Origin of the sequence: Rhodococcus sp. WS3, from assembly GCF_003797085.1 — a bacterium.
Lineage (GTDB): Bacteria > Actinomycetota > Actinomycetes > Mycobacteriales > Mycobacteriaceae > Rhodococcus_F > Rhodococcus_F globerula.
Window position 1 is genome coordinate 406,817 of the sequence record NZ_RKMA01000001.1, and the last position, 21,188, is coordinate 428,004.

The window sequence follows — 21,188 nt, forward strand, 5'->3', positions numbered from 1 at the left end:
GTTGCTCGGCTCAGCACACTTGTAGTCGCGCCTCGCGTGTCCACCGCCACGTCCGGTTCGACCGAAGTGTTTCGGTCATGTCACAACCTCGTACAGCGGGCGTGACGGGGCCGCGGCGCCGACCATCGACACGGCGACAAGTGCAAAGATGACGTACAGCGCGAGTCACCACGACCCGGGCGACAACCGAAAGCGAAAGGACGAACGTGTCATACCTGCTCCGCGTCAGTCTGCCCGACCGTCCCGGTAGCCTCGGCGCACTCGCCGTCGCACTGGGTTCCGTCGGAGCCGACATTCTCTCCCTCGACGTCGTAGAGCGAGGCGACGGTTTTGCCATCGACGATCTTGTTGTCGACGTCGAACCGGGAGCGCTACCGGACACACTCATCACGGCAGCCGAGCATCTTCCCGGCGTATCGGTGGATTCCATCCGTCCGTACGCGGGAATCCTCGACACCCACCGTGAGCTCGAACTCATCGACTCAGTCGCCACCGCAAAGGACGATCGCCTCCAGGTACTCGTTGACGGCGCCCCGCGAGTGCTGAGAGTGGGTTGGTCCGTCATCGTCGACATCGGCCCGCAAGGGGCATATCGGGTGGTCGGCAGCTCGGGCGCACCCGAAACTCACGCCACCGAGGTCCCGTGGATGCCCCTCGAGAAGCCGGCAGTCCTCGACGGTGAAGCCGACTGGGTGCCCGAGGTGTGGCGCGACATGGACACCAGCCTCGCCGCCGCACCATTGGGTTCGGGCGGTCGAGTCCTGATGCTCGGACGCCCCGGCGGGCCGGAATTCCGGCCGTCGGAGATTGCCCGGCTGGGTTATCTCGCCGGGATCATCGCGACAGTTCTGAGCTGACAACTACAGTTCCGGGTTATTACCGTTCTGGGTTACTACAGCTCTGGGTTACTACTCAGGCCAGGTCGCGCACCAAGACGGTCAGCTCCATGCCCCGGATCGGTTCCCACGCCCGGTCCGGGTCAGGGACAAATCCGTTGCGATCGTAGATACGACGCGCATCGACCATCTCCGGTTGAGTCGACATGACCACCGAGTGATCGCCACGGTCGTACGCCTCGGCGATCACGGCGCGTACCAAAGCCGTACCCGCTCCCGATCCGCGAGCATCGGGTGAGACTGCGAGCATGCGGAATTCGAGTTCGCCGGCCTGCGCTACGTCCGCGAACGGCGTTCCCGGTTCTGCCACGGTGAGCGATCCCACAACGCGGTCAGCGAGAACCGCGACCAGCACTCGGCCGTCCTGCGCCCGAGTTGCCGTGTCGCGCAGACGCTCCGCGTACGGGGTTCCTTCGGCAACAAATCCGCCACCCACGTAAGCCTGCACAGTCAGCTCCCCTACGGTGTCGAACTCGTTGGGGAGGATTTCGCGAATCTCGATCATGGCGTCACTATTGCACCCTGCGTACCGAACTCGGAAATCGCAAAGCGAAGTAGTTATTCGTCCAATTCGGTGGGTGTTACCGCGTCCGGGCCACCTTCGAGCAACCGACGGAAGCCGTCCTCGTCGAGCACGGGCACGCCCAATTCGACCGCCTTGTCGTGCTTGGAACCCGGTGCTTCACCGACAACCACAAACGCCGTTTTCTTCGAAACGGAACCGGCTGCCTTACCGCCGCGCACGAGGATCGCTTCCTTCGCCTGATCGCGGGAGTACGTCTCGAGGGAACCGGTGACCACGATAGAGAGGCCCTCGAGGTTGCGCGGAATGGAATCGTCTCGCTCGTCCTCCATTCGCACTCCAGCGGCCGCCCACTTGTCCACGATCTGCTGATGCCAGTCCACCGTGAACCACTCGACCACTGCGGCGGCAATCGTGGAACCGACGCCGTCTACAGCTGCCAACTGCTCCATCGACGCTTCCCGAATGCGTTGCAGCGAACCGAATTCCCCCGCCAACGCTCGCGCCGCCGTTGGACCGACATGCCGAATGGACAGTGCCACAAGCACTCTCCACAACGGCTTGTCCTTGGCCGAATCCAGGTTGGCCAGCAAGCGTTTTCCGTTTGCCGAGAGCGCTCCGGCGTTGGTCCGGAAGATCGGCACACCGATCAGAGTGTCGGCGTCGAGTGAGAAGAGATCACCTTCGTCGTCGATGGCCTTCGCTTCGAGAAGACCGGTCGCAGCCTCGTATCCGAGCACCTCGATGTCGAAGGCCCCGCGGCCGGCAACATGGAACACCCGCTCACGCAGCTGCGCCGGGCAGTGCTGCTGATTGGGGCAGCGCACGTCGACGTCGCCCTCTTTTGCGGGCGCCAGCAATGTGTCGCACTCGGGACAATGCGTCGGCATGACAAACTCGCGCTCGGTGCCGTCGCGGACGTCGGCCACCGGTCCGAGAACCTCGGGGATGACGTCGCCCGCTTTACGCAGCACCACGGTGTCACCGATCAACACACCCTTGCGCTTGACCTCACTGCCGTTGTGCAGCGTGGCCAACGACACAGTCGAACCGGCTACCGTTACCGGTTCCATGTACGCAAACGGCGTCACACGTCCGGTTCGTCCGACGCTGACGCGAATGTCGAGAAGCTTGGTCGTGACCTCCTCGGGCGGGTACTTGTACGCAATCGCCCAACGCGGCGCTCGTGACGTGGTGCCGAGACGGCGATGCAACGACATTTCGTCGACCTTGACCACCAGGCCGTCGATCTCGTGCTCGACGTCGTGGCGATGTTCGCCCCAGTACTTCATCTTGTCCACGACGGCGTCCGCCCCGACAACGCGTGACGTGTGCGTCGACACCGGCAGACCCCACGCGGCGAGCGCGACATAGGCGTCGTACTGCGACGCGGGCTCGAAGCCCTCCATGCGGCCGAAACCGTGACAGATCATGCCGAGGCGTCGACGCGCCGTCACCGCGGGATTCTTCTGGCGCAACGATCCGGCGGCAGAGTTTCGCGGGTTTGCGAAGGGCGCCTTGCCTTCCGCGACCAACGACGCGTTGAGTGCGGCAAAGTCCTCGAGGCGGAAGAACACCTCACCACGCACTTCGAGCACGCTGGGGATCGGGTACTCGTCCGTCGCGGTGAGGTATTCCGGGATGTCGTTGATGGTGAGCGCGTTGAGCGTGACCAATTCGCCCGTGCGGCCGTCTCCACGGGTGGCAGCCCGCACGAGCTTGCCGTTCTCATAGACGAGGTTGAGCGCAACGCCGTCGATCTTGACTTCACACAGGTAGTGCAGATCCGGCCCGGTTTCCTGCTCTACCTTGGCAATCCAGCCGCGCAGTTCGGACTCGTCGAAAACGTTGTCGAGGCTGAGCATGCGCTCGAGGTGATCGACCGAGGTGAAATCCGTTGCGAACCCGCCGCCCACCAACTGAGTCGGTGAGTCAGGAGTCCGCAAGTCCGGATACTGCTCTTCGAGGGCATTGAGCTGACCGAGCAGTGTGTCGAATGCGCCGTCCGAGATGGTCGGTGCATCACGAACGTAGTAGCGGAACTGATGCTGACGGACCTCCTCGGCCAGCTCCATCCACTGCTCACGCGCCTCGTTGGGCGCAGGCTGCACGGTTCCCTCGGTGGTTTCACTCACAAGACAAGAGAATATCGGTTCTCACCGACAGAAAAGCACCGCGAGTCAGAATGCCGACGGATCGTCCACCAAGGCCTTGCTGACGTCGGTGCACACCTTCAGCGCCGTGCGGGCGTAGTCGAGGCCGGCGCCGGCCAGACCGCATCGCGGGGTCACCGCCACCTGAGTCTGCAGCAGCTCCCGCGAAAACCCGAGACGGTCGATCAGCGTCACGGCAGGCATTGCGCGTTCTTTCCACGTGAGCGGCTTCTCGGGCGCCGTGGAGGGAACCAGACCCAACGCCAGCTGCTTGCCGGCATCGAACAACTGGCCGATGCCGTCCAAGTCGCGCGAGGAAATCAGGGACAGGTCGAAGCTCACGGCACTCGCCTTGCTGCGTCGCAGCAGATCCCACGGGAGGTCCGCGCTGCAACTGTGCACGATGGTCGGCAATCCGCAGCCCTCGATGGCCGAGTCCAGAATCGCCAGGGCTTCCGGTTCGGGGAGTGCCGGAACACTTTCCATTCTCGTGCGTCCGGGCAAAGACCCGGCGAGCACAGCAGTCATCTGCGGTTCGTCGAGCTGAACGATCACGCGGGCACCCGTGCGGCGGGTCACCTCGGCGGCGTGGCGGGCCAACCCCTCGCCCAACGATTCGGCAATGTCACGCAGTGCTCCGCGATCCACGAGCACACGTGAACCGTTTGCGACCTCGATCTCGGCGCCGAGTGTCAGCGGGCCGGCAGCCTGCAGCTTGATCACGTGATCTCCGCCGACCAGCCGCGCTGCTTCCCAGGCTTCCTCGAGAGCGTCGAGATCCTGGTTCAGGAAATCCTCGGCGCGCTTGGCGATGTTGCCGCGCCGGGGCACAACCCGGTACGAGCGCGTCGACGCGTCGAGGTTGATGTCGACGAGGACGGCACCGGTTCGGCCCACTGTGTCTGCGCCGAGACCGCGTGCCGGTAGTTCCACCAGGTGCGGAAACCCGCCGAGCTCACCGAGGATGGTGGCGGCACTTTCCCGGGCATCCGTGCCCGGCCAGGATCCGATTCCGGTGACCAGGCCACCGATGGAAACCTGCTGTGTCACAGTGTGTTCGGCTCGGATTCGGTTCCGGCGATAGTGCCGCTGCCGAGTACCTGATCGCCCAGTTCACTGTCGGGACGGTACAAAACCACTGCCTGCCCCTTCGCGACACCCGTCAGCGGTTCCCGCAAGGAAATCGTGATGCCGCCGCCTGAAGTGCCGTCGTCGACTGCCTCTGCCACTGCCTGCGCCAGTCCGCCGTGAGCCCGAACCTGCACCATGCACTCGACCGGGCCTTCGGGGGCCTGACCGGACGTCCAGATCGCACGCTGCGCCGTGATCGCCCACACATCGAGATTCTTGGCCGAACCGACTCGGACAGTGCCGGTTTCGGGTTCGATCGACGTGACGTACCGCGGGCGTCCGTCCACCGCCGGACCTTCGACGCCCAGTCCCTTACGCTGACCGATCGTGAAGCCGTGCACGCCGTCGTGTGCTGCCAGGACCTCACCCGAATCGGCGTCGACGACGCTTCCCGGGCGAACACCGATCCGGGCGCCGAGGAATGCTCGGGTGTCACCGGTCGGGATGAAGCAGATGTCGTGGCTGTCCGGCTTGTTCGCGACGGCAAGTCCGCGCTCGGCGGCCTCTTCGCGGATCTGCTCCTTCGGTGTGTCGCCGATCGGGAACATAGCGCGCGAAAGCTGCGCTGCTGTCAGAACTCCCAGGACGTACGACTGATCCTTGTCGGAGTCGACTGCGCGGCGCAGAACGCCGTCTTCGAGGCGGGCGTAATGGCCCGTGGCAACGGCGTCGAATCCGAGCGCAACCGCGCGATCCGCGAGAGCGGTGAACTTGATCTTCTCGTTGCAGCGCAAGCACGGGTTAGGCGTCTCACCCGCGGCGTACGACGCCACAAAATCGTCGATCACGTCTTCTTTGAAGCGATCCGCAAAGTCCCAGACGTAGAAGGGGATTCCCAGAACGTCGGCGGCGCGCCTGGCATCGCCCGCGTCTTCCTTGGAACAGCATCCACGCGAACCCGTGCGCAAAGCGCCAGGTGCCGTCGACAACGCCAGATGAACTCCCACGACGTCATGGCCGGCGGCAACTGCGCGGGCGGCGGCAACGGCGGAGTCGACGCCTCCGCTCATGGCTGCGAGTACTCGCATCAGCGATCCCCTCCACGCGAACCGGCACCGGCAAGACCGGCGGCCCGAGCGCGCTCTACTACTTGTGGCAGCGCTGCGATGAGCGCATCCACATCGGTGACACTCGACGTATGTCCGAGTGAAAATCTCAAGGAACCCCGCGCGGTCGACGGTTCTACGCCCATCGCGATCAGCACGTGGCTGGCCCGGGCAACACCTGCGGTGCACGCCGAACCGGTGGAGCATTCGATACCCGCAGCGTCGAGGAGCATCAGCAACGAGTCCCCTTCACAGCCGGGAAAAGTGAAGTGCGCGTTGCCGGGCAGACGGTCCGAACCGGTCGGGCCGTTGAGTACCGATTCGGGAAGAATCCGGAAAACACCCTCGATCAAACGATCGCGTAGTTCCGCCAATTCCCGTGCACTGGAATCGATGTGCGCGGTGTTCTCGCGCAGCGCCGCGGCCATGCCCACCACGCCCGCGGTATCCGGGGTTCCCGAACGAAGATCACGCTCGTGTCCGCCGCCGTGCAGGAGCGGCACACACGGAACCTGACGTCCCAGCAGCAGTGCGCCGACGCCGTGCGGGCCGCCGAACTTGTGTGCCGCGATACTCAGAGCAGAGAGCTTGCTCGCGGCAAAATCGACTGGCAACTGGGCAACGGCCTGGACTGCGTCACTGTGCATCGGGATTTCGAATTCCGCTGATATCTCGGCCAATTCGAGAATCGGCATGACGGTGCCGACCTCGTTGTTCGCCCACATGATCGTGACGAGTGCAACCTCGTCGGCGTGCACCGACAACTCGTCTCGCAGGGTCTGCGGGTCGACTACTCCGTTGGCGTCCACCGGCAACCAGGTGACCTTGGCACCCTCGTGCTTTTCGAGCCACTCCACGGTGTCGAGAACCGCGTGGTGCTCTACCGAGCTCGCCAGGATTCGGTTGCGCCTCGGGTCGGCGTCGCGGCGGGCCCAGAAGATTCCCTTGACTGCGAGGTTGTCACTCTCGGTACCGCCGGACGTGAAGATGACCTCCGACGGCCGAGCGCCCAGGCAGGCCGCGATCGACTCGCGCGATTCCTCGACACGGCGGCGCGCAGCACGGCCGGAGCCGTGCAGCGAGGACGCATTGCCCACGGTTGTGAAGATATCGGTCATCGCCTCGATAGCAGCTGCCGTCATCGGTGTGGTGGCGGCATGATCGAGGTACACCGGAAATGCGGTGTCAACACGGTGTGCAGGCAGAGTCATGGCCTGACCAGGATAGCCCAGCACGGCAGCTCGCTTCGCGCCGCTTACCCGGCTGAGCGAACATCTTCCGGCGCGGCGGTGATCCGCATCTCCAGATCGGGCACCAGAGCAGTTGTGCCGCGTACTGCCCGCTCACACCGCTCCGCAAGCTCGCGCCTGCACTCCCCTGCCTCTTCGAGCGGCGCCAATCGGACCTCGACCTCCACACTTTTCTGACGCAGGATTCGCCCGATGGATTGCCCGATCGTCTCGCTGCCGACAAAACACGGGCCGGTACACAGGGAGCCGTCGGCGTTGGCGTACCGGATCGCCATGGGCTGGACCGGGCACTGCGAATCGACCGCGGCCTGGAACATCGCCGGGCGGAATCCGCCGTACGCCCGCCCGCACCAGGTCGTTCCCTCCGGAAAGACCATGATGCGCACGCCTCGCTCCAGGCGCTCACGCACAGCTGCGACGACTTCGGGCAGCTCACGCAGCCGAGCGCGATCGATCGGCACAACTCGCATCCGACGTGCCAGCGATCCAAGGACCGCCCACTCGAGCAGATCCGCCCGGGCGACGAAGTTCGCGGGCGCAACGGCACTCGCAACCAGTACGTCCGTCCAGGACACATGGCCGGCGACCACCATTACCCCGTCCGGTTCAGGCCTGCCCAATCGCTGATCGTCGACGCTCAGTTTCATGCCGAGGCAGCGGAGCAGCAGGCGTGAGTACGCACGCTGCAGATGGGCCCGCCAGGTTCGCGGCAGCAACCAGCCCGCTGACAGGATCGGCGCAGTCAGCAACGCGCAGCCGACCATCACCGCTCGAATCCCTACCGTGACATTCGACACACGTGCCGGATCGGACGGCAGACACCCGTCGCCGCAGGGGCTCGACGGCACCCAGTACGGGGTCATCCCGCGAGCCCTTGCTGGGTAGACGCCGCCGATCGAAGCCGATCGAGGTACCTCTTGTTCGCCGAGTGCAGACCTTGCAGCGCAACAAAATCCGCGACGCCGAACGCGGGATCGTAGGCGGGTTCACCGCAGATCACTGCGCCCATGCGCAGATATCCGCGCAGCAGCGGTGGCATGGTCACGCGTGCGGGTGGTGCGATCTGATCCAGTGTGCGGCCGCCGAGAACGACAGGATTTCGGGGAACGGCCCGCCTCTCCAACGGACTGGCGTGCTTGTTCAACACAAAATCGCGGACGCCGCGCACATCCGCGCCGGGGACGGCACCGGGGTGCGGGGTGATCGGAACGGAGACGCACCCCATCACCCATTCGTGGCCGGTCAGTTCGAGGTACTGCAGAATCCCGGACCACATGAGTCCGAGTACCGATCCGTTGCGATGCGCCGGATCGACACATGCGCGGCCCATCTCGACCACTCGGCGCGCCGCCGGATCGATAGCCGAGATATCGAATTCCGTTGCGGTGTAATACCCACCTGCTCTGGCCGCGGCATCCGGGGTGAGCATGCGGTAGCACCCGACGTAATCGCCGGTGAGATCGTCGTAGACCAGGATGTGGTCACAGAAATCGTCGAACGCATCTGCGTCGAGCTCGAAAGGTGAAGCGGGAATCGAGAATCCGGGCTCGGAGACGAATACCCGGTATCGAAGGCGCTGCGCGGCCACTCGATGTTCACGGTCGGAGGAGACGATCAGGGAATATCTCGGCGCGGCGACCTCACGGCCGAGATTGTCACTCGCGGGGCGAAGGACTGACGTAATTGTCATGCGCCAGGTTTATCGACCGGACGCGACGGCGCGGCATCAGCAAAGTGACGCGCCGATGCAGGCCGGGTGAATAAAGCACTGTGCGCCCTTATCAACCGCTGGGGGTTGATAAGGGCGCACAGCAGGTGGTGCTTTTTAGCCCTTGTGAGCCTTCACAGCCTCGGTGAGCTGCGGTGCGACGTTGAACAGGTCGCCCACGATGCCGAAGTCGGCGATCTCGAAGATGGGTGCCTCTTCGTCCTTGTTGACCGCGACGATGGTCTTGGACGTCTGCATGCCGGCGCGGTGCTGGATGGCACCGGAAATGCCGAGTGCGATGTACAGCTGCGGGGAGACCGTCTTACCGGTCTGACCGACCTGGAACTGTCCGGGGTAGTAACCCGAGTCCACAGCCGCACGCGAAGCGCCGACTGCTGCGCCGAGGGAATCGGCGAGCTCTTCGACGACGGAGAACTTGTCGGCGCTGCCGACGCCACGTCCACCGGAAACCACAACGCTGGCTTCGGTGAGCTCGGGGCGGTCGCCACCGACGATCGGCTCACGCGAGGTGACCTTGACGGCACTCTCGTCCTGAGCCGGAACCTCGACAGCGATCTGCTCGCCGGCGCCGGCCTGCGGAGCTGCTTCGACTGCACCCGGGCGAACCGAGTAGACGGGGACGTCGCCGTTTGCCTTGGCCTCGACGGTGAACGCGCCACCGAAGATGGAGTGGACGCCGGTTCCGTCGGCCTTGATCTCGATGACGTCGGTCAGCAGACCGGAGCCCAGACGTGCGGCCAGACGACCGGCAACCTCTTTGCCCTCCGTGCCGGCTGCGGTGATGACCGCTGCGGGGCTGGTGGACTCGACGAGTGCGGCGAGAACGTCGACCTTGGGGGTGACGAGGTAGCCCTCGATGTCGTCGGACTCGGCGACGTAGATCTTCTCTGCGCCGGCTGCTGCCAGTGCGTCGGCGAGCTTGGCTGCGGTGCCGGCGGGGCCGGCGACAACTGCCGACGGCTCACCGAGTGCGCGTGCAGCGGTGATGAGTTCGGTGCTGACCTTCTTCAGCGCACCTTCTGCGTGCTCTACGAGCACAAGTACTTCTGCCATGACTTAACTCTCCCTGAGTTTTTCTGCTGGTTGCCTAGAAGGGCGCGATCAGATGACCTTGTTGCTGACGAGGTACGCGGCAATCTTGGTGCCACCGTCTCCCTCGTCTGCGATGCGCTCACCAGCGGTGCGGGGGGGCTTCGGAGTGGAGGAGGTCACGGTCGTGCCGGCGTTGGCAACACCCACGGTCTCCGGGTCGACACCGAGGTCGGCCAGTGTGTAGACGAGAACTTCCTTCTTCTTCGCGGCCATGATGCCCTTGAAGGAGGGGAAGCGCGGCTCGTTGATCTTCTCGGTGACCGAGACGATTGCGGGCAGCGAAGCCTCGAGGCCGAAAACGCCCTCGTCGGTCTCGCGCTCACCGGTGACGGTGCCGTCAGCGACGACGAGCTTGCGCAGCTGCGTGAGCTGCGGAATGCCCAGGTACTCGGCAATGATGGCCGGAACAGCGCCGACACGGCCGTCAGTGGCCTCGTTGCCGGCGATGATCAGGTCTGCAGGCTCTTCGTTCTCGAACGTGATCTGTCCGAGTGCGGCTGCGAGGGTCCACGCGGTCTGGATGGCGTCGGATCCGTGCAGCGCGGGGTCGTTGATGTGGACAGCCTTGTCGGCGCCCATCGACAGTGCCTTGCGGATAGCGTCGGTGGCGCGGTCGGGGCCTGCGGACAGCACCGTCACCTCACCGCCCTGAGCTTCCTTGATGAGGAGTGCTTCTTCGACGGAGCGCTCGTTGATCTCGTCGAGCACTGCGTCTGCGGCTTCACGGTCAAGCGTGTAGTCGCCGTCGGTCAGCTTGCGCTCGGACCATGTGTCGGGGACCTGCTTGATCAAAACAACGATATTCGTCATGGGTCTTCGTCGACCTCCTGTGTGTATTTCACCTGATAAATCGTCTGTGTTGCTACGCGCAGGCCGAGGGATTCCGCAAATGGATTTCTCGTCTCACGTCGGCTGTGCGTTAGATTACCTCACGTTAAGTTACCCGTCGGTAACTTAACGTGGAACCACCCTCACCATAACGGCACGGAGTGCAAATTATCGCTGTGATCTGGACCACGTGAACACGTTCTATCCGTTTGGCACTAATCTCCCAGAGGTGAGTGAAACAAGTGTCAGCAACCACGAGGACGCACCCCTGCCCCTGACGGGCGAACGAACTGTGCCGGGAATTCCCGAGGAGAACTACTGGTTCCGGCGCCACGAAGTTGTCTACCGCGCGTTGCTGGAACGCTGCACCGATCGCCGCGTGCTCGAAGCCGGTTCCGGAGAAGGCTACGGCGCCAACATGATTGCCGATGTCGCCACCAAGGTCACCGGTCTCGATTACGACATCTCCGCCGTCGAACACGTCCGCGCTCGTTACCCCCGCGTCGAGATGGTCCACGGCAATCTCGCCGAATTGCCACTCGAAGACAATTCGGTGGACGTAGTAGTGAACTTCCAGGTAATCGAGCACCTGTGGGACCAGGGACAATTCCTGCGCGAGTGCTTCCGAGTCTTGGCTCCTGGCGGCGAACTTCTCATCAGCACCCCCAATCGGATCACCTTCTCCCCGGGCCGGGACACACCGCTCAACCCGTTTCACACCCGCGAACTCAACGCAGACGAGATGACGGAACTCCTGGTAGACGCCGGATTCCGCGTCCAACTCATGACGGGTGTCCATCACGGCCCGCGACTGAAGGACCTCGACGCCAAACACGGCGGATCGTTCATCAATGCGCAGATCGACCGTGCCCTCGCCGGTGAGCCATGGCCGGCGGACCTGACCCGCGACGTCGAAGGCATCACCGTGGACGACTTCACGCTCGCCGTCCCCGACATCGACGCAAGCCTCGACCTCGTCGCAATTGCCGTGAAAGACGCCGCTGTCAAAGACCCCGCAGTGAAAGATCCTGCCGAGTGAGTAACGCAACACCCGTCCGAGAACCGGGGATGTTCGCCCTGGTCCTGCACTCGCACCTGCCGTGGCTCGCCAACCACGGGCGATGGCCCGTCGGCGAAGAATGGCTCTACCAGTCGTGGGCCGGGTCGTACCTCCCCCTCACCGCGGCGCTACGACGCCTCGCCGACGAAGGTCGATCCAACCTTCTGACGCTGGGAATCACGCCGGTACTCGCGGCACAGCTCGACGATCCACACTGCCTCGCCGGGATGCACCACTGGCTCGGCAATTGGCAGATCCGCGCGCACGAAGCGGCCGGGATGCCCGACGCGGCGCACCGTGAACTCGGCACGCGCGAGCACCGTGCGTCTGCCGCAGCATTGGAAGACTTCGAAACCCGTTGGCAGCACGGCGCTTCCCCGGTTTTCCGCGATCTCATCGACCGCGGCGCCTTCGAATTGCTCGGGGGCCCGCTGGCTCATCCGTTCCAGCCGCTTCTCGATCCTCGGCTGCGCGCGTTCTCCCTCCGCGAGGGCCTCGCCGACGCTCAGGCGCGGTGGAACCACACTCCCACCGGCATTTGGGGACCCGAATGCGGGTACACCCCCGGCATGGAACGTGGGTACGCCGAAGCCGGCGTCACACACTTCATGGTCGACGGCCCTGCCCTGCGCGGTGACACCACCCTCGGCCGCCCGGTCCGCGACTCCGATGTTGTGGCCTTCGGCCGCGACCTGCAGGTCAGCTACCGCGTCTGGTCTCCGAAATCCGGATATCCCGGCCACGGCGCGTACCGCGATTTCCACACGTACGACCACGAGACCGGCCTGAAACCGTCCCGGGTCACCGGCCGAACGGTCGACTCCGCTGACAAGGCTCCCTACGATCCGGACCTCGCAGCGGCCGCCGTCGACAAGCATGTCACCGACTTCGTCGAGGCCGTCCGTGCGCGACTGCGATCGGAATCCGCGCGCATCGGGCGCGACGCACTGGTGGTCGCGGCGTTCGACACCGAGCTGTTCGGGCACTGGTGGTACGAGGGTCCGCAGTGGCTCGAAAAGGTTCTGCGCGCCCTACCAGAGGCGGGCATCCGCGTCGGAACCCTAGGCGATGCGCAGGCCGCCGGATACGTGGGTAAGCCTGTGCAACTGGAGGATTCGTCGTGGGGATCTGGCAAGGACTGGCGAGTGTGGGCGGGCGATCAGGTCAGTGATCTCGTGCAACTCAACACCGAAGTTGTCGACACGGCACTGAATGCGGTGGACAAGTCTCGTGGGCACGACAATGTCCCCGGACGTCCGGAACTGCGAAACCGGGTAAACGATCAGGTGCTTCGGGAGACACTGATGACAGTGTCGAGCGATTGGGCGTTCATGGTGAGCAAGGATTCCGCAGCGGGGTATGCGCGCGAACGCGCACACAAGCACGCTCACGCAACCAGGGAGATCGCCGACGCCGTGGTCTCCGGCAGGGATGCGGTTGCCACCCGCCTCGCCGACGGCTGGAATCGCGCGGACGGCCTGTTCCCCGGCCTCGACGCACGGCGTCTGCGCCAGAGCGAACTGGCAAACGGGAGCATCTCGTGAAAATTCTCATCGTTTCGTGGGAATACCCCCCGGTTGTGGTCGGCGGACTGGGTCGGCACGTCCACCATCTCGCCACCGAACTGGCCGCGGCCGGGCACGAGGTGGTTGTTCTGTCGCGTCGTCCGTCCGGTACCGACGCGTCGACGCACCCGACGGTCACGCACATCTCCGAAGGCGTGCTAGTCGTCGCGGTTGCCGAGGACCCAGCACACTTCGTGTTCGGCGAGGACATGCTCGCCTGGACACTCGCGATGGGTCACGCGATGGTCAGAGCCGGAACGGCGCTGCACAAGCCCGGCGTCGGCGAAGGCTGGCAGCCTGACGTGGTTCACGCCCACGACTGGCTGGTCGCTCACCCCGCAATCGCCTTGGCCGAATTCTACGACGTGCCACTGGTTTCCACGCTCCACGCCACGGAAGCCGGCCGGCACAGCGGCTGGATCTCCGGACGCATCAACCGTCAGGTCCATTCCGTCGAATGGTGGCTGGCCAACGAATCCGACGCTCTCATAACATGTTCCGCGTCAATGCAGGACGAGGTTACCGAGCTCTACGGCCCTTCACTGCCGCCGCTCACGGTCATCCGCAACGGAATTGACCTGACCACGTGGAACTTTCGCGAACGTGCACCGAGGTCGGGGCCACCGAAACTACTCTTTGTCGGACGCCTCGAATACGAGAAAGGTGTCCAGGACGCTATTGCTGCGCTGCCGCGAATCCGTCGTAGCCATCCCGGCACCACACTCGCTGTCGCGGGCGAGGGCACGCAGTTCGGCTGGCTCGCCGAACAGGCGCGCACCCATCGCGTCGTGCGGTCGGTCAACTTTCTCGGCAACCTCGACCACTCCGAGCTTCTGAGTTGGCTGCACGGCGCCGACGCCATAGTTCTGCCGTCACGGTACGAACCGTTCGGCATCATCGCTCTCGAAGCCGCAGCAGCCGGTACACCGCTGATTACCTCTACTGCAGGTGGATTGGGCGAAGCCGTTGTCGACGGCGTAACCGGCATGTCGTTCCAACCCGGCGATGTCGCGGGACTGACGTCGGCCGTACGCGAAGTGCTCGACGATCCGGCGGGCGCTCAGGAACGCGCCGTCGCAGCGCGGGCGCGCCTCACCTCGGACTTCGACTGGCACCAAGTGGCCGAGGAAACCGCGCACGTGTACGCGGGAGCCAAGCGTCGGGTGCGCCATCCCCTGGCCCGCCCGGTGATTCCGGAGCGCCCCCTACCCGGACGCTGACGTGAACCGCATCCGCGCGTCGCCGAGCAGATGGCCCGGCGGCAGGATGCGGCCACACAGCACCATCAGCAAGTCCTGTGCGGCGCCGTGCACTTCGGCGCCTGCGCCGAATTCCCAGTCCCGGTCGTCAGCGCGCAGACGCACGCCTTCGAGGTCTGCGCCGAAGTACTTCACGTTCTTAGGTGACAAGCCGCCCAGAACACGACTGAGGCGGTCCTCCGGTACGACGTAGTCGTCGCCGAGGGCAACGCGGATGTCCTGGCCGTGAATGACGTCGTGAGACAGCGCCCCGTCGAAGCCGCCACCGGGCGGCTTCCAGGGGTATGCGACGTGCTCGCGCAGGGAGCCAAGCAGCTGCTGCTCGGTCAAATCGCGTGCGTCCGCGACTGCACGGCGGTTGGACATGCGGTTGAAGTTGCCGCGCGATTTCACCATTTCGAGTACGAATCGCGAAGCGGGATAACGGTACGGCATGGTGATGTGCGCGACCACTTCACGCACACGCCACCCCTCACACAGCGAGAGTGTGTCCCATTGCGCAGTGGTGAGACCGTCCAGGAAGGTCACCAACTCGCGTCGGTGCTCCACAACCCAATCGGGTGTCTGTTCACTCATGCCGCACTCCCCTCCCGAGCGTCACGCTCTACTTCTTGACAGATTTGTCCGCCTCGGCGGCTGCCTTCTTCCGCGCGATGTCTTCGAGGGCCGCGATGTACTCGGCACGGTCCGCTGCGCCCGCTTCCCAGTCGGCCTTACGGTTCTTGACGACCTTGGCCGGGGAACCGACGGCGATGCTGTAGTCCGGGATGTCGCCCTTGACTACGGCGTGCGCTCCGAGAACACAACCCCGACCGACGCGGGTGTTACGCAGGACGGTGACCTTCGCGGCAACCCAGGTGTCCGGACCGATGCGCACGGGGCCCTTCACGATGCCCTGATCCTTGATGGGGGTGTTGACGTCGTCCATGCGGTGGTCGAAGTCGCAGATGTAGCACCAGTCGGCAACGAGCGTCGAGGCGCCGATTTCGATGTCGAGGTACGTGTTGACGACGTTGTCCTTGCCGAAGACCACTTTGTCTCCGATGCGCAGGGAGCCTTCGTGGCAGCGGATCGCGTTGCCGTCACCGATGTGGACCCAGCGCCCGATTTCGAGGCGGGACAGATCGGGAGTCGAGTGGATTTCGACGTTCTTGCCGAGAAACACCATGCCACGCAGAATCACGTGCGGATTGGCCATCTTGAACTTGGCAAGACGGTAGTACCGCACCAGGTACCAGGGGGTATATGCCTTGTTCGCCAGAACCCATTTGAGGGAATCGACGGTCAGGAACTTGGCCTGATCGCTGTCGTTTCGGCGTGATCCCCGCCACCGAGTGCGCAACGGTGCGCCCCACATGCTCGTCATGAGTATTCAGAGTACGGGCAGTCGACGCACCGACCCTCGGGGTGTGCCCCGTCACGTTGCCTACGGCGGGATAGTCTCTGGTCCGAACTACTTTCGCGAGCGGCAGGGAGATGTGAGATGCGGCGGGTCCTACGGTCGTCCGTGATGGTGATGGCGGCGATCGCTACGGTGATGGCTGCCGGCTGTGGAAGCGAGAGTTCCGTCGTCGACCGCTACGCAACTGTCGGTTGGCCGGCGATGCACGCCGACGCCCGAAACAGCGACACCAGCGAGGTCACGGGTTCGCGCGATCTCGAGTTCGCGTGGTCTCGTCCACTCGGCGGCCCCATTGCCGCGTATGCGTCCGCGGGAGCAAACGGCCAGAGTTTCGTGACGGCGCGCGCCGAGAACGGCTGCAACCTCTTCTCGTTTCAGCTCGACACCGGCCGCAAGGTGTGGTGTACCCGGATGAACGACGGTGTTGCCGCGTCGACGCCCATCGTGGACACCGCGACAAACGTCTACGTGGGTGAAAGCGGGGCGATGGCGTCGTACACCCGCAACGGCCAGTTGCGTTGGCGCACACTTGTTGTCGGCACTCCCCTGTCGGCGCAGTTCACGGGCGACGGCAACCTGCTGTTCATCACGCAGCTCGGTCAGATCAACGTGCTCAATCCCCAGACCGGCGCAAAGGTTGTCTCGTCGTTCAATTTGATTCCGCCGCCGACGTTCGAGCAGCAGACCAACGCCGAACTCATTCCCGACAACCAGGGACTCGACGAGTGCTTCCTCGGCACGTCGGGCTGCCCGGTGGCAAACACCCCCGCAATCGATCTGGAAAGCGGCACGTTCTACTTCACGTTCTACGGGCCCAACTCCCAGGCCGCCGATCTGGTCGCCATGAAGTACACAGGCGGCGACAATCCCTCGATCACCCCAGAGTGGTCCACCGACGCACTGCCCGGCGGAACCGCGTCGAGCCCGGACCTGTCGAAGGACGGAAAAACCGTCTACACCACCGACAACAACGGAACGCTGTGGGCGATCGATGCCGCAACCGGCGACCCGGTGTGGAGTTACGACATCGGCTTCAACTCCGCGGGTAGCCCCTCCACCTCCGACGACGGGTTGATCATCCCCGCCGGAGCTGCCGACGGTCACCTGCTTGCCGTCCAGGACAAGGGCGATCACGCCGAACTCGTCTGGGAGCGCAAGGATCTACTGCAGCTGGGTGTTCCGGCTCAAACTGCCGGGGACACCGGGTACACCGTCGTCCGCGAAGGCGACAACGGGCTGAGCCTGATCACGTTCGACACCCGATCCGGTGAAACCGTTGCTCAGAACACCCTGCCAGGCGCGGTCGGCTTCACCGTCGGCACCTCCGTCGGCCCGAACGGTGAAGTGTTGACGCCCAGCGCAATCGGTGAGCTGTTCGTCTTCAAGTGAGCTGTGCGACGACTCAGGGCTAGCGCGACGCCTCACAGATGAAGGCCGACGCCGAGCGTCCGATGCGCACGATCACCACACTCAGCGACACAGAACCCTTGAGTTTGAGCCGTGGACGCAGCACTGCCGGATCGACGTCGACACCACGAACCAGGATCTCGACGACGCCGCAGTCGCGCTTCGAGAGAGTCTGTTTCAACAGCTTTTCGGAGTACTTGATCTGTTCGAGAATCCGGAATCCGCGAACTCCCTCGGGGACGCTGTTTCCGGTCAGATAGGCAATCCGTGGGTCCAGTTGCCACAGACCATGTCTGGCCGCGTAATGGCGCACCAGGCCCGCCCGAACGACGGCGCCGTCCGGGTCGATGATCCACTCCCCCGGTTCCTGCTCGGGGATGGTGTCGTCCTCGGCGTCGGTCACCGACCACCCGGTGCCGTCGGACCGCAGTACCGATGCCCGACGGGTCACGCCGTCTTCGGCAAGTCCCGCCGACCACAGACAGGCCTCTTTGACACCGCCGTCGAGTGAGACGACCTCGACCTCGCCGTTCCAGCCGAGGTTGTCGAAATCGAGTCCGGGAGCACACTTCACGGCAATGTCGCGGCCGTCGTACGCATCGAGCAGATCCGGGAGCGGCGGCATCAATGCGGCCGGATCGTGGGTTCGCCGTCCACCCGAACGGCGTGCCGGGTCGGCAAGGATCACGGTGCCGCGCGTTGTCGGACGCAAAGCATCAGCCCGCAACAGCGCCGCCGACGGCACGTTGTGACGGGCCATCGCCAAACGGACGGCGTCGATGTCACTACCGATTACCCGATCCGCAACGCCGGTGAGGGCGTGCAGTTCCGCACCGATGGAACACGTCACGTCGTGCACCGTGCGCCCGAGAAGTCGCTTCGCACGGTGATCTGCGACAGCCGCCGGGGTGGCCTGCTGCATCGCGTCGTCGGTGAACAACCAGCCCCCGCTGCCGGGGAGTTTTGCAGCCGCCTTTCGGCGCAGCAGAACCGTGTCGACAAGCGCGGGCATGTGGTCGCCGAAACGCGTACGCGCCCGGCCGATGTCGGCCAGACGCGTACGCGTGGACAGCTCGAACTGTTCCATCTCGGCCAATGCCGCTATGCCGGAATCACTTTCCAGATAGGCGATGTCAGCGAGGGTGAAGTCATAACCCAATGTTTCAGTTGCCTGGCTTTACGCCGGTGATCATGACGTTGTAGAAGAAGCCGCGCGGTACGACGTGGCGCAGAATCTTCTCGTCGACCCAACTGAGGGTCTTCCAACCACCGAAAGCGAAGCGCCCCCAGCCCCAACCGAGCTTTTCCTGCGGAACTGCGGCTTCGAAGGTGCGAACCGGCCAACCGAGCAGTGCTGCGGCAAATTCTTCGGTGGCGGCGTGAACCTGGTCGGCGCCTGCGGACTTCGCCATGTTCTCGAGGTCCGTCGGGTCGAACGTGTGAATGTCGACAACAGCTTCGAGGGCCGCTGCGCGAGAGGATTCGTCGAGCTCCTCCTGCGGACGACGCCAGTCGGCGAGGAAAGGCAGCTTGGTCACCGTGGTCGTGGCTTCCCATGTCGCGCGGCCGAGCCAGCGAGCGTAGAAGTTACCGACGGTGGTCGGCTCCCCCGCGAAGACAAAGCGCCCACCGGGCTTGAGGACACGAAGAACCTCGCGCAGCGACTTCTCCACGTCGGGAATATGGTGCAGCACAGCGTGTCCGACCACGAGGTCGAAGGTGTTGTCCTCGTAGGGAATGGTCTCGGCGTCGGCGACGCGTCCGTCGACGGGCAGACCGAGGTTTTCGGCGTTGCGCATCGCGACCTTGACCATGCCGGGCGAGAGGTCAGTGACCGAACCCGTCTTGGCAACCCCGCCCTGCATCAGGTTGAGGAGGAAAAAGCCGGTGCCACAACCCAGTTCCAGTGCCCGCTCGTACGGCAGCGGCTGATCACCGGCGACGGCGTCGAACCGGCCCCTGGCGTAGTCGATGCAGCGCTCGTCGTACGAGATCGACCACTTGTCGTCGTAGGTCTCGGCTTCCCAGTCGTGGTAGAGCACCTGGGCAAGCTTGGTGTCCTTGCGAGCGGCCTCGACCTCTTCGGCCGTGGCGTGCGGCCGCGGCGCGGGGTCCATTACTGCTTCCTCGGCAGCAGGCGGCGTGGCAATGTCGTCGTCAGTGGGGCTGGCAGTCATTCGGCTATCCTACTCGCTGGTAAGAGATGAACAAGTTCTAATTTAGGGAAGCCTACCGGCCCGTGAACTCGGCCTTGCCTGGACCGTTCTCGATGAACGACGCCATGCCGATCGACTGATCCTCGGTCGCAAACAGTCCTGCGAACAGATGCTGCTCGATCTTCAGGCCCGTTTCCAGGTCCGTGTTCAGGCCCTCGTCGATAGCAGCCTTAGCAGCCGCAATCGCCCGCGATGCGCCGCCCACGAACTGCGACGCCCACTTCCGGGCAGCGGTGTAGACGTCGTCCGGCGCAACAACCTCGTCGATCAAGCCCATTGCCAACGCCTCGTCAGCGCCGACAAAGCGACCGGTGAACACCAGATCCTTGGCCTTGGCCGGTCCGATGAGACGGGCCAATCGCTGGGTGCCGCCGCCGCCGGGGATGATACCGAGCAAGATCTCGGGGACGCCGACCTTGGCGTTGTCTCCGGCGATACGACGGTCTGTGGAAAGCGCCACTTCGAGTCCGCCGCCAAGGGCATAGCCGGTGATCGCTGCAACGGTCGGCTTCGGGATCGCGGCGACGGCGCCGATTCCGGCTTGGATTCCGGCCACCGCGTCACTGATCTGAGCGAAGTCCATCTCGGCCATTTCCTTGACATCTGCACCGGCAGCAAAGACCTTTTCGCCGCCGTAGACGATGACGGCCTTCACTGCCGGATCGACTGCCGCCGCGCGTGCCGCGACCGCGAGTTCGTCCTGGACCTGACGGTTCAGAGCGTTCATCGGGGGGCGCGCGAGACGGATCGTGCCGATACCGTCGGAAACCTCGAGAGTTACGAATTCAGACATGCCCTGGAGATTACTTGGCGGGCCGGGCAGCCCACGGATGCGGCCCGGGGATGTAGTAGTCATCCTGATTCGGGAAGTCGATCCGGAACGTCGTCTCGTCGCGGTACAGCGTCGGGAGGATGATCGGAATCTCGGGTTCGGCCGCCAGGACGTCGGCAACGGAGTTGTACTTCGCCAACTCCGTCAGCTGAGTCCAGGTGGGCGGCAACAGGATACTGTCGCCGGCGCGCCAATGGTCCAGCGCGTCCTGCGGACTTTGCCAGCGAACCTCGGCTGCCTCGGAGGTAACTCCATCGGCCACCTGGCCCTCGGGTGAGGCGGCCACGAAGAAGCGAGTGTCGTATCGACGGGCCTCACCGATCGGGGTGATCCAGTTCGCCCACGGACGCAACAGATCCGTACGCAGAACCAGATTCTCCTGCTTCAGGAAATCGCTGAACGTGAGTTCGTGGTTCTCGAGAGCAACCCGCGACGCCGAGTATCCGGACGTGTCTGCGACGACGGTATCCGCACTCGGCCCGGCGAGCAGGACACCGCATTCCTCGAACGTCTCACGAACTGCTGCCAGCACGAGCGCCTTCGCTCGCGCGACATCGGTGCTGAAACGCTCCGCCCACCACTGCGCCGACGGACCCGCCCACTCGACCTCGGCCGTGCCGTCGGACTTGTCGACGCCGCCGCCGGGGAACACGGTCATCCCGCCGGCAAACGCCATCCCCTTCACCCGCTGGAGCAGGAATATCTCGATGCCCGATGCCGCGTTTTCCGCGTCGCGCACCAGAATCACCGTCGATGCGTCCTTGGGTGTGGGGACAGCGTCCGCAAACTCGTTAGCCAT

The 21,188-nt window shown here is 64.4% G+C and carries 20 protein-coding genes; 5 read left to right on the plus strand and 15 right to left on the minus strand.

Annotated features, from left to right (window positions below):
* Nucleotides 1-206 precede the first annotated feature (206 nt).
* Entirely contained in the window at nt 207-857 is a 651-nt protein-coding gene (locus EEB13_RS01810) for an ACT domain-containing protein (protein ID WP_033231073.1), read from the plus strand.
* Nucleotides 858-912: 55 nt separating this feature from the next.
* Here EEB13_RS01810 and EEB13_RS01815 read toward each other — a convergent pair whose 3' ends face one another.
* From EEB13_RS01815 to EEB13_RS01855, 9 genes are all read right to left on the minus strand, one after another.
* Nucleotides 913-1,401, minus strand: coding sequence for a GNAT family N-acetyltransferase (locus EEB13_RS01815; protein ID WP_033231074.1), 489 nt, complete (start codon nt 1,399-1,401; stop codon nt 913-915).
* A gap of 53 nt (nt 1,402-1,454) precedes the next feature.
* A complete protein-coding gene (gene ligA / locus EEB13_RS01820; RefSeq protein ID WP_202026010.1) occupies nt 1,455-3,494 on the minus strand; it encodes an NAD-dependent DNA ligase LigA in 2,040 nt (679 codons plus the stop codon).
* A 105-nt stretch (nt 3,495-3,599) separates the two neighbouring features.
* Nucleotides 3,600-4,622: a methionine synthase gene (locus tag EEB13_RS01825; protein ID WP_045070381.1), complete on the minus strand. Its 1,023-nt coding sequence runs from the start codon at nt 4,620-4,622 to the stop codon at nt 3,600-3,602.
* On the minus strand, nt 4,619-5,731 hold the full coding sequence (gene mnmA, locus EEB13_RS01830) for a tRNA 2-thiouridine(34) synthase MnmA (protein ID WP_033231077.1): 1,113 nt from the start codon (nt 5,729-5,731) through the stop codon (nt 4,619-4,621). Before mnmA ends, EEB13_RS01825 begins: the two co-directional genes overlap by 4 nt.
* Entirely contained in the window at nt 5,731-6,960 is a 1,230-nt protein-coding gene (locus EEB13_RS01835) for a cysteine desulfurase family protein (RefSeq protein WP_033231476.1), read from the minus strand. Before EEB13_RS01835 ends, mnmA begins: the two co-directional genes overlap by 1 nt.
* 44 nt (nt 6,961-7,004) lie before the next feature.
* Nucleotides 7,005-7,862 (minus strand): lysophospholipid acyltransferase family protein, encoded by an 858-nt coding sequence (locus tag EEB13_RS01840; protein ID WP_045070384.1) that lies wholly within the window; start codon nt 7,860-7,862, stop codon nt 7,005-7,007.
* A complete protein-coding gene (locus EEB13_RS01845) occupies nt 7,859-8,689 on the minus strand; it encodes a GNAT family N-acetyltransferase (RefSeq protein ID WP_045070386.1) in 831 nt (276 codons plus the stop codon). Before EEB13_RS01845 ends, EEB13_RS01840 begins: the two co-directional genes overlap by 4 nt.
* Nucleotides 8,690-8,824: 135 nt before the next feature.
* The gene (locus tag EEB13_RS01850; protein ID WP_045070388.1) at nt 8,825-9,781 is read right to left on the minus strand and encodes an electron transfer flavoprotein subunit alpha/FixB family protein; all 957 of its coding nucleotides are present in this window, start codon (nt 9,779-9,781) and stop codon (nt 8,825-8,827) included.
* A gap of 48 nt (nt 9,782-9,829) precedes the next feature.
* The gene (locus EEB13_RS01855; RefSeq protein ID WP_033231080.1) at nt 9,830-10,630 is read right to left on the minus strand and encodes an electron transfer flavoprotein subunit beta/FixA family protein; all 801 of its coding nucleotides are present in this window, start codon (nt 10,628-10,630) and stop codon (nt 9,830-9,832) included.
* Between the two features lie 247 nt (nt 10,631-10,877).
* Here EEB13_RS01855 and EEB13_RS01860 point away from each other — a divergent pair, with 247 nt between their 5' ends.
* Genes EEB13_RS01860 through EEB13_RS01870 form a run of 3 tightly spaced genes read left to right on the plus strand, consistent with a single transcriptional unit; the run spans nt 10,878 to nt 14,493 of the window.
* Complete coding sequence (locus EEB13_RS01860; RefSeq protein ID WP_045070389.1) at nt 10,878-11,687, plus strand: class I SAM-dependent methyltransferase; 810 nt, start codon at nt 10,878-10,880, stop codon at nt 11,685-11,687.
* Nucleotides 11,688-11,716: 29 nt separating this feature from the next.
* A complete protein-coding gene (locus EEB13_RS01865) occupies nt 11,717-13,252 on the plus strand; it encodes a glycoside hydrolase family 57 protein (protein ID WP_141485515.1) in 1,536 nt (511 codons plus the stop codon).
* A complete protein-coding gene (locus EEB13_RS01870; protein ID WP_033231082.1) occupies nt 13,249-14,493 on the plus strand; it encodes a glycosyltransferase family 4 protein in 1,245 nt (414 codons plus the stop codon). The genes EEB13_RS01865 and EEB13_RS01870 overlap by 4 nt, the downstream gene beginning before the upstream one ends.
* On the opposite strand, the gene EEB13_RS01875 is transcribed toward EEB13_RS01870, so the two are convergent.
* Nucleotides 14,479-15,108, minus strand: a complete 630-nt coding sequence (locus EEB13_RS01875; protein ID WP_141484481.1) for a maleylpyruvate isomerase family mycothiol-dependent enzyme — start codon at nt 15,106-15,108, stop codon at nt 14,479-14,481. The two genes, EEB13_RS01870 and EEB13_RS01875, sit on opposite strands and share 15 nt — an antisense overlap.
* 28 nt (nt 15,109-15,136) lie before the next feature.
* A complete protein-coding gene (locus EEB13_RS01880; protein ID WP_033231084.1) occupies nt 15,137-15,898 on the minus strand; it encodes an acyltransferase in 762 nt (253 codons plus the stop codon).
* Between the two features lie 117 nt (nt 15,899-16,015).
* Here EEB13_RS01880 and EEB13_RS01885 point away from each other — a divergent pair, with 117 nt between their 5' ends.
* Nucleotides 16,016-17,323 carry a PQQ-binding-like beta-propeller repeat protein gene (locus EEB13_RS01885; RefSeq protein ID WP_141484482.1) on the plus strand — a complete coding sequence of 436 codons (1,308 nt, stop codon included), beginning with the start codon at nt 16,016-16,018 and terminating at the stop codon, nt 17,321-17,323.
* Between the two features lie 19 nt (nt 17,324-17,342).
* Here EEB13_RS01885 and EEB13_RS01890 read toward each other — a convergent pair whose 3' ends face one another.
* From EEB13_RS01890 to EEB13_RS01905, 4 genes are read right to left on the minus strand one after another with little or no spacing between them, the layout of a single operon-like run.
* On the minus strand, nt 17,343-18,500 hold the full coding sequence (locus EEB13_RS01890) for a THUMP-like domain-containing protein (protein ID WP_141484483.1): 1,158 nt from the start codon (nt 18,498-18,500) through the stop codon (nt 17,343-17,345).
* 4 nt (nt 18,501-18,504) lie between these two features.
* Complete coding sequence (locus EEB13_RS01895; RefSeq protein WP_372472364.1) at nt 18,505-19,518, minus strand: class I SAM-dependent methyltransferase; 1,014 nt, start codon at nt 19,516-19,518, stop codon at nt 18,505-18,507.
* Nucleotides 19,519-19,570: 52 nt separating this feature from the next.
* Nucleotides 19,571-20,350, minus strand: a complete 780-nt coding sequence (locus EEB13_RS01900; protein WP_116101507.1) for an enoyl-CoA hydratase/isomerase family protein — start codon at nt 20,348-20,350, stop codon at nt 19,571-19,573.
* Between the two features lie 10 nt (nt 20,351-20,360).
* Nucleotides 20,361-21,188, minus strand: coding sequence for an NUDIX hydrolase (locus tag EEB13_RS01905; RefSeq protein ID WP_033231089.1), 828 nt, complete (start codon nt 21,186-21,188; stop codon nt 20,361-20,363).